This window comes from Pantoea sp. CTOTU49201 (assembly GCF_032054795.1).
Lineage (GTDB): Bacteria > Pseudomonadota > Gammaproteobacteria > Enterobacterales > Enterobacteriaceae > Pantoea > Pantoea symbiotica.
Map to the genome: position 1 here is coordinate 1 of NZ_DAMBSA010000116.1, position 11,571 is coordinate 11,571.

The 11,571-nt window shown below is 52.1% G+C and carries 14 protein-coding genes; 3 read left to right on the top strand and 11 right to left on the bottom strand.

The window, feature by feature from the left end; all coding sequences use genetic code 11:
- Together tyrA and RTY00_RS10430 are read right to left on the bottom strand one after the other, a co-directional pair.
- Positions 1-301 (bottom strand): chorismate mutase (gene tyrA / locus RTY00_RS10425; RefSeq protein ID WP_312664377.1); only part of this gene is annotated, 301 nt, incomplete at its 3' end.
- Positions 302-307: 6 nt separating this feature from the next.
- Complete coding sequence (locus RTY00_RS10430) at positions 308-1,387, bottom strand: 3-deoxy-7-phosphoheptulonate synthase (RefSeq protein ID WP_312664383.1); 1,080 nt, start codon at positions 1,385-1,387, stop codon at positions 308-310.
- 287 nt (positions 1,388-1,674) lie between these two features.
- Between RTY00_RS10430 and RTY00_RS10435 the strand changes: the two genes are divergently transcribed.
- Positions 1,675-2,196, top strand: coding sequence for a GNAT family N-acetyltransferase (locus RTY00_RS10435; protein ID WP_312664378.1), 522 nt, complete (start codon positions 1,675-1,677; stop codon positions 2,194-2,196).
- Positions 2,197-2,253: 57 nt separating this feature from the next.
- Here RTY00_RS10435 and rplS read toward each other — a convergent pair whose 3' ends face one another.
- The 5 genes from rplS to ffh all read right to left on the bottom strand — a co-directional run bounded on the left by rplS (position 2,254) and on the right by ffh (position 5,767).
- The gene (rplS, locus tag RTY00_RS10440) at positions 2,254-2,604 is read right to left on the bottom strand and encodes a 50S ribosomal protein L19 (protein WP_007893316.1); all 351 of its coding nucleotides are present in this window, start codon (positions 2,602-2,604) and stop codon (positions 2,254-2,256) included.
- Between the two features lie 42 nt (positions 2,605-2,646).
- Positions 2,647-3,411, bottom strand: coding sequence for a tRNA (guanosine(37)-N1)-methyltransferase TrmD (gene trmD / locus RTY00_RS10445; RefSeq protein WP_036649673.1), 765 nt, complete (start codon positions 3,409-3,411; stop codon positions 2,647-2,649).
- Positions 3,412-3,446: 35 nt separating this feature from the next.
- Positions 3,447-3,995: a ribosome maturation factor RimM gene (rimM, locus tag RTY00_RS10450; RefSeq protein WP_312664379.1), complete on the bottom strand. Its 549-nt coding sequence runs from the start codon at positions 3,993-3,995 to the stop codon at positions 3,447-3,449.
- A gap of 18 nt (positions 3,996-4,013) precedes the next feature.
- On the bottom strand, positions 4,014-4,262 hold the full coding sequence (rpsP, locus tag RTY00_RS10455; protein ID WP_007893313.1) for a 30S ribosomal protein S16: 249 nt from the start codon (positions 4,260-4,262) through the stop codon (positions 4,014-4,016).
- Between the two features lie 143 nt (positions 4,263-4,405).
- A complete protein-coding gene (gene ffh, locus RTY00_RS10460) occupies positions 4,406-5,767 on the bottom strand; it encodes a signal recognition particle protein (RefSeq protein WP_312664380.1) in 1,362 nt (453 codons plus the stop codon).
- A 167-nt stretch (positions 5,768-5,934) separates the two neighbouring features.
- Between ffh and RTY00_RS10465 the strand changes: the two genes are divergently transcribed.
- A complete protein-coding gene (locus RTY00_RS10465; RefSeq protein ID WP_008108993.1) occupies positions 5,935-6,729 on the top strand; it encodes an inner membrane protein YpjD in 795 nt (264 codons plus the stop codon).
- A 10-nt stretch (positions 6,730-6,739) separates the two neighbouring features.
- The gene (locus tag RTY00_RS10470; RefSeq protein WP_008108991.1) at positions 6,740-8,026 is read left to right on the top strand and encodes an HlyC/CorC family transporter; all 1,287 of its coding nucleotides are present in this window, start codon (positions 6,740-6,742) and stop codon (positions 8,024-8,026) included.
- Positions 8,027-8,079: 53 nt separating this feature from the next.
- On the opposite strand, the gene luxS is transcribed toward RTY00_RS10470, so the two are convergent.
- The 4 genes from luxS to yqaB all read right to left on the bottom strand — a co-directional run bounded on the left by luxS (position 8,080) and on the right by yqaB (position 11,373).
- Entirely contained in the window at positions 8,080-8,595 is a 516-nt protein-coding gene (gene luxS, locus RTY00_RS10475) for an S-ribosylhomocysteine lyase (RefSeq protein ID WP_007893307.1), read from the bottom strand.
- 150 nt (positions 8,596-8,745) lie between these two features.
- On the bottom strand, positions 8,746-10,350 hold the full coding sequence (gene gshA, locus RTY00_RS10480) for a glutamate--cysteine ligase (RefSeq protein ID WP_312664381.1): 1,605 nt from the start codon (positions 10,348-10,350) through the stop codon (positions 8,746-8,748).
- Between the two features lie 31 nt (positions 10,351-10,381).
- The gene (locus RTY00_RS10485) at positions 10,382-10,810 is read right to left on the bottom strand and encodes a YqaA family protein (RefSeq protein WP_061719953.1); all 429 of its coding nucleotides are present in this window, start codon (positions 10,808-10,810) and stop codon (positions 10,382-10,384) included.
- Entirely contained in the window at positions 10,807-11,373 is a 567-nt protein-coding gene (yqaB, locus tag RTY00_RS10490; protein WP_008108985.1) for a fructose-1-phosphate/6-phosphogluconate phosphatase, read from the bottom strand. Before yqaB ends, RTY00_RS10485 begins: the two co-directional genes overlap by 4 nt.
- Positions 11,374-11,571: the final 198 nt, after the last annotated feature.

The window sequence follows — 11,571 nt, forward strand, 5'->3', positions numbered from 1 at the left end:
CCGGACGCAACGTCGGACACAGCGTTTTGAAGCCTTTGTCATTTTCATGCGCATAAGATTCACGCATCAAACGACGCAATACATCTTCAATCAAATCCGGCGAGACACCGAGCGCTTCAGCTTCCTGACGGCGAGAAGCCAACATGCTGGCCTCACGCTCAGGAACATAGATCGGCAAACCGTAGCGGCTTTTAACTTCCCCTACTTCGGCTACTAACTCCAGTCGTTTTGCCAGTAACCCAAGCAGTGCTTTATCTACTTCATCGATTTGATCGCGTAGCGCGGTCAGTTCAGCCACCATGACTCATTACACCTCGTGTGACAGACGTGCCGACAGCACTCCCTGCAGATCCTGATGGATTTCACGCAGCAACGTTTCAGTGGTTTCCCAGTCGATGCAAGCATCAGTGACGGATACACCGTATTTCATTTCGCTACGTGGCTGTTCAGAAGATTGGTTGCCTTCATGAATGTTGCTTTCCAACATCAGGCCAATGATGGAACGGTTTCCATCTTTAATCTGCGCGATAGCCGATTCGGCTACGCCAGGCTGGCGGCGATAGTCTTTGTTAGAATTACCATGGCTGCAATCTATCATTAAGGCCGGACGCAGTCCCGCTTTCAGCATCTCTTTTTCACACTGAGCCACATCTTCTGGACCGTAGTTTGGTGCTTTACCGCCACGCAGAATCACATGTCCATCTGGGTTACCCTGGGTTTGCAGCAAGCAAACCTGACCGGCCTGATTGATACCTACAAAACGGTGCGGCATCGCAGCGGCGCGCATGGCGTTAATCGCGGTACCAAGGCTGCCATCCGTACCATTTTTAAAACCAACCGGCATGGAAAGGCCTGAAGCCATTTCACGGTGGGTTTGTGATTCGGTGGTACGCGCACCGATCGCTGACCAGCTAAACAGATCGCCAAGGTATTGTGGGCTATTGGGGTCCAGCGCTTCGGTCGCCAGCGGTAATCCCATCTCGACGAGACTAACCAACAGCTGACGTGCGATATGCAGGCCGGCTTCCATATCAAACGAGTTGTTCATGTAAGGATCGTTGATTAACCCTTTCCAGCCGACGGTGGTTCGAGGTTTTTCAAAATAAACGCGCATAACGATGTACAGCTGATCCTTCAACTGTGCAGAGAGAGATTGCAACTGACGGGCATAGGCAAGTGCGGCTTCGGTATCGTGAATCGAACAAGGACCACAAACCACCAACAGGCGCGGATCGCGGCCCGCAATAATGTCGGCAATGGTTTGGCGAGAAGACGCAATTTGCGCTTCCTGCGCCGCAGTGAGCGGGAATTTAGCTTTCAGCTCTTGCGGGGTAATCAAAATTTGTTCGTCGGCGATATGCACATTGTTCAGCGCGTCTTTTTGCATGATTGCGATCCTTTTTACTCGTTTATGCGGTTTGGGATCCTCACTGAGGATGGCGCTTACTTTATCACACCCTGTACATCTTGCAATCCACACATGTACACTTTTATTACCAGCAATATAAGAAACCACCAAAAATAAATCATAAACCATAAATATCATGAAGTTAAACGAACGCATCAAATCATCATGGTGTAAATTAATTATTACACTCTAATAAATCTCGTTTATGATTTTTGCCAGTAGCCGAGCTAACATTCTGTTATTCATTCTTTTTCAGGGATCGTGCGATGTCCATTTTGCTTGTCACACTGCGTCCTTTCACGTTGCAGGATATCGACGCTTTTGCCCAGGCCGTCAACGAATCGCTAAGTACGCTAAAACCCTGGATGGCCTGGGCACACGAAAATTATCATCCTGATGAAGCTGCCAGCTGGATCGATTTCACGCGCATTCAACGCAGTAAAGGCGAAGCGGAAGAGTTCGCGATTGTGGATGGCAACGATCGGTTGCTGGGAAGCGCCGGTATTCGTTTCGCAAAGAATCCGGACGAAAGCAGTGCATTAGGATATTGGGTGCGCAGCGATGCTCAGCAGCAAGGCGTTGCGACGCGTGCGGTGGCGCAGTTGGTCGAATTTGGCTTCCAGTATCCACACATCAATCAGCTGGAGATTCTGGCAGCAGAAGAGAATCACGCCAGTCGCGCGGTTGCCTTACGCTGCGGCTTCACATTGGTTGATTATTGCTTTGGGCTGATCATTCTGGAGAGCGGAGCGGTGAACAGCGCGATCTATCATTTAAAACGCCCATAAAAAAAGGGGCTGGCCAAATGGCCAACCCCTTGTTTGCTATTAACTTTGAGAAGTCGCTTACGCGCCAAGACGCTCTTTGATACGAGCTGACTTACCGGTACGCTCACGCAGGTAATACAGTTTGGCTTTACGCACAGCACCACGACGTTTAACAGCAATGCTGTCAATTACTGGAGAGTGAGTCTGGAAGACACGCTCAACACCTTCGCCGTTAGAAATCTTACGAACAGTGAATGCAGAATGCAGACCGCGGTTACGAATAGCGATAACCACGCCCTCGAATGCCTGCAGACGCTTCTTAGAACCTTCTACGACCCATACTTTCACTTCCACGGAATCACCCGGACGGAATGAAGGTACGTCCTGCTTCATCTGCTCTTGTTCAAGTTGCTTGATAATGTTGCTCATAATTAAATCTCTTATCCTGGGTAAACTGATAGTGAGGGAAGATTACTCTCCCGCCTCATCGTTTTGTTGCTGCTGATGTTCACGCTGGAACTCATTTAGCAACCGTGCTTGCTCTTCAGTCAGAGCCAGGTTTTCCAGAAGTTCAGGTCTTCTTAGCCAGGTACGGCCTAACGACTGTTTCAGGCGCCAGCGGCGAATATCGGCATGGTTGCCCGACAGTAAAACTGGCGGAACCTCCATCCCTTCTAACACTTCAGGTCGGGTGTAGTGCGGGCAATCCAGCAAACCGTCCGAGAACGAATCCTCATCGGCTGACGCCTGTTTACCCAGTACGCCGGGAATAAACCGGGCGACCGAGTCAATCAACGTCATGGCTGGCAGCTCACCGCCACTGAGAACGTAATCACCGATTGACCATTCTTCATCAATCTCAGTGTGAATCACGCGCTCATCTATCCCTTCATAGCGACCGCATACCAGAATCAACTTCTGATTAGTCGCCAGTTCGCAAACGCCCTGTTGGTCCAGTTTGCGTCCCTGAGGTGAAAGATAAATCACCTTAGCGCCTTCTCCCGCCGCCGCTTTCGCTGCGGAGATGGCGTCCCGTAAGGGTTGCACCATCATCAACATTCCCGGTCCGCCGCCGTAAGGACGATCGTCCACGGTACGGTGCCGGTCATGCGTGAAGTCACGAGGACTCCAGCTTTGAATGTCGAGCAGGCCATTTTTTACTGCCCGGCCAGTTACCCCGTACTCGGTAATAGCGCGAAACATCTCTGGAAACAGGCTAATAACACCAATCCACATCGCGTTCGCCGTTACGTTACCGGATTGTCCGGAGATCAAAAACCAGGATCCCAATCTACTTCAATAAGGCCAGTAGAGAGATCGACTTTCTTGATAACCTGTTCATCAAGAAACGGAATTAACCGCTCTTGCGCACCGAATGCATCCTTCAGGTTTGCCTTAACGACGAGAACGTCGTTCGATCCGGTTTCCATCAAATCAATGACTTTGCCCATCTCGTAGCCTTCGAGGTTCACTACTTTCATACCCATAAGGTCTTTCCAGTAGTAATCACCTGCGTCCAGCGCTGGCAACTGCGTGGAGTCAACCGTAATTTCGCAATTGGTCAACTGTGCCGCAGCATCCCGATCGTCAATGCCTTTGACTTTGATGATCAGGTCCTGATTGTGGTGCTTCCAGCCCTCGAGTTCGACCTGCTGCCATTTACCGGCGCGCTGGATGAACCAAGGTTGGTAGTCGAAGATGCTTTCAGCGTCTTCAGTGGAGGAAAACACTTTGAGCCAACCCCGAATTCCGTAAGCCGCGCCCATTTTTCCCAATACAATCGGGTTAACGGGAGGCTGCCCGGCAGGTTTAATGCTCATGCTCACCACCGTGACAGATTAAGCTGCTTTCTTTGCTTCTTTGATCAGCGCGTTAACGCGATCAGAAAGCGTTGCGCCCTGGCCAACCCAGTGCTCAATACGGTCCAGATCCAGACGCAGACCTTCAGCCTGACCAGAAGCGATCGGGTTGAAGAAACCTACGCGCTCGATGAAACGACCGTTACGAGCATTGCGGCTGTCAGTTACGACGACCTGATAGAACGGACGCTTTTTAGCGCCGTGACGTGCCAAACGAATTGTTACCATAACATCCTCATTAGTTAATAAAGCGCTCGGGCCCCATCGAGGAACGGGGCCCGAGCGCGATATAAAAAGCCCGAAAATTTTACTCATTTTGGCGCAAAAAGCAACCTGAGTGTGTCAAATAACCGGCTTTCTGTGCGGCCGCCTTAGCGACCAGGGAATCCAGGCGGCATCATACCTTTCATGCCACGCATCATTTTGGCCATGCCGCCTTTCTTCATTTTCTTCATCATGCGCTGCATATCATCGAACTGTTTCAGCAGTCGGTTGACGTCTTGCACCTGCATGCCTGAGCCCAGCGCAATACGACGTTTGCGCGAACCCTTGATAATTTCTGGCTTCTCACGCTCTTTACGCGTCATCGAGTTGATGATGGCTTCCATGCGAACCAGCACTTTGTCATCCATCTGCGATTTCACGTTTTCAGGCAGTTGTCCCATGCCCGGCAGTTTGCCCATCAGGCTCGCCATGCCGCCCATGTTGCGCATCTGCTTCAACTGCTCAAGGAAGTCGTTGAGATCAAAACCGTCGCCGGTTTTCAGTTTCTTCGCCAGTTTCTCCGCCTGATCGCGGTCAACTTTGCTCTCAATATCTTCGATCAGCGACAGAACATCGCCCATGCCAAGAATGCGCGACGCGATACGCTCTGGATAGAAAGCTTCCAGCGCTTCGGTCTTCTCGCCCATCCCCATAAATTTGATTGGCTTGCCGGTGATGTGACGAATCGACAGCGCCGCACCACCGCGCGCATCACCATCGACTTTAGTCAGGATCACACCGGTCAGCGGCAGCGCTTCGTTGAAGGCTTTCGCGGTGTTGGCGGCATCCTGACCGGTCATGGCATCGACCACAAACAGCGTTTCCACCGGATTGATCGCGGCGTGTACCTGTTTGATTTCGTCCATCATCGCTTCATCGACGTGTAAACGACCGGCGGTATCCACCAGCAGCACATCGTAGAATTGGACTTTGGCTTGTTTCAGCGCGTTCTGAACAATGTCGACCGGCTTTTGGCTCAGATCGGACGGACAGAAATCAACGCCGACCTGCTCAGCCAGGGTTTCCAACTGTTTGATCGCCGCAGGGCGATAAACGTCAGCAGAAACCACCAACACTTTCTTCTTGTGCTTCTCGCGCAAGAATTTACCCAGTTTTGCCACGCTGGTAGTTTTACCGGCACCTTGCAAACCGGCCATCAGCACTACGGCTGGCGGCTGAGCATTCAGATTGAGCGCATTATTTTCAGCGCCCATCGCCGCAACCAGTTCGTTGCGCACGATTTTGATGAACTCCTGGCCCGGCGTCAGGCTTTTGTTCACATCGTGGCCAACGGCGGCCTCTTTCACGCGATTAATAAATTCACGCACCACCGGCAGCGCAACGTCAGCTTCCAGCAGCGCCATGCGAACTTCACGCAGCGTGTCTTTGATGTTGTCTTCGGTCAGCCTTCCGCGGCCGCTGATATTGCGCAGGGTTTGCGACAAACGATCGGTTAAATTATCAAACATGCTCTCTCACTTAGAACCGTAGCGAGGCCGCCATAGGCGACACAATGCGCCGGATTATAACACGAAGACGAAGCGATCTCTGCAATTGACCGTCAGATCGTTTGGAGCCTGCTGCTGCTGGCGCTATACTGCTTTTTTCCTTATCTGACCGATACCTGAAAGGATCTATGTTCGTTTTCGCGATCGTGGCGCTGTTCGCCTACTCCCTCAGTCTTGCATTGATCATTCCCAGCCTGCTTAAACGCAACGGTGGCTGGCGTCGTTTTGCTGTGCTTTCCGCCTGCGTGGCGCTGATTGCGCACGCCGTTGCCCTGCAGCAGCGCATTTTTGCTGTTGATAACGGGCAAAACCTCAGCCTGCTCAATATTGGCTCGCTGGTTAGCCTGCTGATCTGCGCCATCATGACGATTGTCGCCTCGCGTAATCGTGGTTGGCTGCTGCTGCCGATTGTTTACAGCTTTGCGTTGATTAATCTGGCCTTTGCTACCTTTGTGCCTAATGCCTTTATTACGCATCTGGAAACCACGCCGGGCATGATGGTGCACATCGGCCTGTCGCTGTTTGCCTATGCCACGCTGATCATTGCAGCACTGTATGCGCTGCAGCTGGCGTGGATCGATTACCAGTTGAAAAATAAGAAACTGGCTTTCACTCAGGATATGCCGCCGCTGCTCAGCATTGAGCGCAAAATGTTCCACATCACGCAGATTGGTGTCGTGCTGTTGACGCTGGTGCTGTGCACCGGTTTGCTCTTCATGCATAACCTGTTTAGCGCGGAGAATGTGGATAAAGCGGTTCTCTCCATCATTGCCTGGTTTGTCTACATCGTTCTGCTTTGGGGACACTATCGTGAAGGCTGGCGCGGACGCCGCGTCGTGTGGTTTAACTGTGGCGGCGCATTGCTGCTAACCATGGCCTACTTCGGCAGTCGCGTGCTTCAGCACCTGCTCACCTCTCACTAAGGATTTTGTGTTGGAACACGTTTCAACCACCACGCTGATCATTACGCTGGTCATCATGGTGCTGGTCTCTGCCTATTTCTCCGGCTCAGAGACCGGCATGATGACGCTCAATCGTTACAAACTGCGCCATAAAGCCAAAAGCGGCAATCGCGGCGCGCGTCGGGTGGAAAAACTCCTGCGTCGTCCCGATCGCCTGATCAGCCTGGTTTTAATCGGCAACAACCTCGTTAATATCCTTGCCTCCGCACTTGGCACCATTGTCGGTATGCGCCTGTATGGCGATGCCGGCGTGGCGATTGCTACCGGTATTCTGACTTTTGTGGTGCTGGTATTTGCTGAAGTGCTGCCGAAAACGGTCGCGGCGCTCTATCCAGAAAAAGTCGCCTATCCCAGCAGCGTGTTACTGGCTCCGCTGCAGTATGTGATGTTGCCGCTGGTGTGGCTGCTGAATACCATCACCCGCATTTTGATGCGCATGGTGGGCATCAAAACCGACGGTTCCATCAACTCGGCGTTGAGCAAAGAAGAGTTGCGCACCATCGTGCATGAATCACGTTCGCTGATGTCGCGCCGTAATCAGGACATGCTGCTGTCAGTACTCGATCTGGAGAAAGTCAGCGTGGATGACATCATGGTGCCGCGCAATGAGATCGTCGGCATCAACGTCAATGATGACTGGAAATCCATTGAGCGCCAACTGAGTCATTCGCCGCATGGACGCATCGTCCTGTTCCGCGATTCGCTGGACGATTGCGTTGGTATGCTGCGCGTGCGGGAAGCCTGGCGCATGATGACCGAGAAGAAAGAGTTCAACAAAGATCGCCTGCTGCGTGCTGCTGATGAAATTTACTATGTGCCAGAAGGCACGCCGCTTAACGTGCAGCTGGTTAAATTTCAGCGTAATAAAAAGAAAGTCGGCATGGTGGTTGATGAATATGGCGATGTTAAAGGCTTAGTGACAATCGAAGATATTCTGGAAGAGATCGTCGGCGATTTTACCACCTCAATGTCGCCATCGCTGGCCGAAGAAGTGATGCCGCAAAATGATGGTTCGGTATTGATTGAAGGCAGCGCCAATGTGCGTGAAATCAACAAAGCCTTTAACTGGACGCTGCCGGAAGAGGATGCGCGCACCATTAACGGCATGCTGCTGGAAGCACTGGAAGAGATTCCGCTGGTAGATACCCGCGTTACCCTTGGTGCCTACGATATTGATATCCTCGATGTGCAGGACAACATGGTAAAGCAGGTGCGCATCACGCCGCACCACGCACTGAAATCCTCCATCGGCTCCTGAAGCCTGCAAACAAAAACGCCGCGATAATCGCGGCGTTTTTCATTGTGTCTCAACTAGATGTGCAGCTCTTTCAGCTTTTCAGCTGGCAGCTTCAAATCTTCGTTGCGGTTCACGCCGATGTCGTGAGCCAGCACATTGCGCGCGATCTGCTGCGCTTCATCCAGTGAGTGCAGTTTGTAGCTGCCGCACTGATATTCGTTCAGCTCTGGAATCTGGCCCTGCTCTTTAACTTTCAGAACATCTTCCATCGCGCCTTTCCAGGCTTTCGCTACACGCTGCTCGTCAGGCGTACCAATCAAACTCATGTAGAAGCCAGTACGGCAACCCATCGGAGAGATGTCGACGATTTCAACGCCATCACCATTCAGGTGATTACGCATGAAGCCAGCAAACAGGTGCTCCAGCGTATGAATGCCACGCTCAGTCAGAATTTCAATATTCGGACGGCAAAAACGCAGGTCGAAAACGGTGATGGTATCGCCATGCGGAGTTTTCATGGTTTTTGCAACGCGTACAGCCGGTGCGCCCATGATGGTGTGATCAACAGTAAAACTATCCAGTAGTGGCATACGTCACCTCCTGTTTTGAGATTTTTTTTAAAACGATGAAACTTTTCTGTTCGTCCAGCGTCTGAATATATGAAAGACGCGCATTTGTTATCATCATCCCTGACAACAGAGATGTTTATTTTGGCCACATTGATGTGGCCATTTTCTTTTCTAGCCTTCGCGGCCCGCAAGGTAACTTTCGAAATCCAGCGTATCGCTCTGTTCCAGCTTCTCTTGTGCCTGCATCGACTCCAACGCCTGACGACTAAAGTCCTCTTCAGTCAGAATCTCTAACGACTCTTCACACAGCAGATGACGGTATTGCTCCGCCAGGGCCACGCCAGCGCCGGTCAAACCGTTTGCTTTGATCGCATGCAGAATGCGCGCCGAATAGGTTAGCTCAGGATCGTCGAAAGATGCCACCAGTTGATCGCAAACCTGTTGATATTGCGTGTTGCCGTGATTGCTGTCGAGCACTTCCGCCACGCGACGCAGATCGGCAAACAGCGCTTTACCCACTTCAACCAGCGTATGCTCGGTTTCGCTGCAACCCACAGCAATGACCTGGCCGGGTTTACGCCCTTCCATCACCACGCGGTTCCAGTTTTTACGCGTACACAGCAGCTCATCCGCGCTCATTTCTGGCGCATCAGCCAGCGTACACCAAATCAGGAACAGATCGAGGAAGCGCGCCTGATCGGCATCTACACCAATCGCGGAGAATGGGTTGATGTCCAGCGAACGTACTTCAATGTATTCAATACCGCCGCGCAGCAGCGCATCAGATGGCGCTTCACCTGAACGCGTAACGCGTTTCGGACGAATCGGTGCATACAGCTCGTTTTCAATCTGCAGCACGTTGGTGTTCAGCTGCAGCCAGTTGCCATCAGCATCTTTGGTGCCCATGGCGGCATACTCTTCCGACGGCGTTTTGATCGCCGCTTTCAGTGCCGCAACATAACCTTCCAGCGAGTTAAAGGTGATGCCCAACCCGCTCTGCGATTTATTGGTGTAACCAAGGTCACTCAGGCGCAGCGAGGTGGCGTGAGGCAGCCACAGCGTGCCTTTGCCGTCAGTTTCAAACGGCAGATTGCTCTCACGCCCTTGCAGGAATGAGGTGCAGATCGCTGGCGATGCACCGAACAGATACGGAATGACCCAGCCAAAACGATAGTAGTTGCGAATCAAACGCAGATAGCCGGCAGAGATGGTCTCTTTACCGCTTTCGGCATCTTTCACATCCGCCCACTCCTGCCAGAACGACAGCGGCAGCGAGAAGTTGTAGTGCACGCCAGAGATAATCTGCATCAGCGCGCTATAGCGATTCTTCAGCCCCTGACGATAAAGCGTTTTCATTTTGCCGATGTTGGAGCTGCCATATTGCGCCAGCTCGATGCTATTAACATCATCAATGAAGCCAGGCATGCTGAAAGGCCACAAGCGCTCATCGCCCAACTCACGCGCCACATGGCGGTGAATATCGCGCAGAAACGCCAGTGAACGATCAATGCTCTGATCAACCGGCGTGATGAACTCCATCAGCGTTTCAGCAAAATCGGTGGTAATCCAATCATGCTTGAGCGCCGAACCGAGTGACTCAGGATGTCCTGTGGTTGCCAGGTGACCATCGGGTTTTACGCGTAATGATTCGCGCTCAATACCACGGCCGATACCCTTTAACGCGTCAGGATGCGCTTCCAGCCAGGAAAGTGCCTTAGATACGTCCGGGATCACATTAACCTCCCGCTGTGTGAATAATTTATTTTTGTTCAGCATAATGTTAACCGTAGCCTCGAATCTGTGCGAATCAATGCCACCATTGCATTGTTTGTAATGTGGCGGTCGCGATAACGATATAACGCAGCGTTTTACCGATGGCGAGGAACAGCACCGAAGGCAGCCAGGCAAAGCGCAACCATCCTGCGAGCACGCAGAGTAAGTCGCCCACTACCGGCAGCCAGCTGAAAATCAGTGCTGCAGGTCCCAATCGGTGTAACCACGTCATTGCTGTGTCGTGCCATCGCCCTTGCCCTTTTGGCGGCATCAGGCGACCAAGAAGAATGTTGGTCAGGCCGCCCAGCGTGTTTCCCACTGATGCAGCCAATAACAATCCATAAACCGAACCCTTTTGGGCGATCAGCAGTGCAACCAGCACCGCTTCCGAGCTTCCCGGTAACAGAGTCGCGCTCAGGAAGCTGCTGCCGAATAACGATCCATAGGTCAGAAATTCATTCACAGTAAACGGACATCAACCACGTCCATGCCTGCTGCTTTGGCGGCTTGTACGCCGAAGTCAGCATCCTCAAACACCACACAGCGCTCGGGCGCGATGCCCATCAATTCAGCGCAGCGTAAAAAGGTATCCGGCTGCGGTTTATGACGCTGTACGTCATCCGCTCCGACAACCGCATCAAACAGGTGGTAAACGCCTAGCTCTTCTAGCAGGGCTTTTGCCAGGCTGTGTTCACTGCCGGTGCCCACCGCCATCGGACGGCGACCATGATAGGCTTTGACCACGTCCATCAACGGCAGCGGACGCACGTCATCCAGCAACATCGCTTTCAGTGCAGCGGTTTTTTCCGCCGCCAGCAGATGCGGATCGTGCGTTGCGTTGTTCTGCTCAAGAATGAACTGCGCCAGTTGCCAGGTTGGAGCGCCGTTGAAGCCCACCATTTTTTCTTCATCCATGGTGAAACCATAGCGGCCAAGCACCTGTTGCCAGGCTTTTCGATGTGTCGGCTCAGTATCCAGAATTGTGCCGTCCATATCGAAAATCAGGGCGTCATATTGGTCGTACATTGTCACTCCATCGAGCACCACAAAATGAGCCATTACTTTAGCGTAATGCGCTCAGGTTGTCGCCAGGCGCGCTTAACCGCAAATGCTTTGAAAGCATTAGTTTTTTTCGTTTTCGGAAAAAGGTCAGAGTGCAATGCCGGGCATAAACGCCGGTTAATTCAGTAATTTTTTTACCAGTGGATTTGATTGGCGCAGGAT

Excerpts from the sequence above, each read along its gene's own strand:
- trmD (WP_036649673.1), bottom strand. The coding sequence starts at position 3,411 with ATGTGGATTGGTGTTATTAGCCTGTTTCCAGAGATGTTTCGCGCTATT.
- rplS (WP_007893316.1), bottom strand. The coding sequence starts at position 2,604 with ATGAGCAACATTATCAAGCAACTTGAACAAGAGCAGATGAAGCAGGAC.
- RTY00_RS10465 (WP_008108993.1), top strand. The coding sequence starts at position 5,935 with ATGTTCGTTTTCGCGATCGTGGCGCTGTTCGCCTACTCCCTCAGTCTT.
- ffh (WP_312664380.1), bottom strand. The coding sequence starts at position 5,767 with ATGTTTGATAATTTAACCGATCGTTTGTCGCAAACCCTGCGCAATATC.
- RTY00_RS10435 (WP_312664378.1), top strand. The coding sequence starts at position 1,675 with ATGTCCATTTTGCTTGTCACACTGCGTCCTTTCACGTTGCAGGATATC.
- luxS (WP_007893307.1), bottom strand. The coding sequence starts at position 8,595 with ATGCCACTACTGGATAGTTTTACTGTTGATCACACCATCATGGGCGCA.
- rpsP (WP_007893313.1), bottom strand. The coding sequence starts at position 4,262 with ATGGTAACAATTCGTTTGGCACGTCACGGCGCTAAAAAGCGTCCGTTC.
- rimM (WP_312664379.1), bottom strand. The coding sequence starts at position 3,995 with ATGAGCATTAAACCTGCCGGGCAGCCTCCCGTTAACCCGATTGTATTG.
- yqaB (WP_008108985.1), bottom strand. The coding sequence starts at position 11,373 with ATGTACGACCAATATGACGCCCTGATTTTCGATATGGACGGCACAATT.
- RTY00_RS10430 (WP_312664383.1), bottom strand. The coding sequence starts at position 1,387 with ATGCAAAAAGACGCGCTGAACAATGTGCATATCGCCGACGAACAAATT.
- gshA (WP_312664381.1), bottom strand. The coding sequence starts at position 10,350 with ATGCTGAACAAAAATAAATTATTCACACAGCGGGAGGTTAATGTGATC.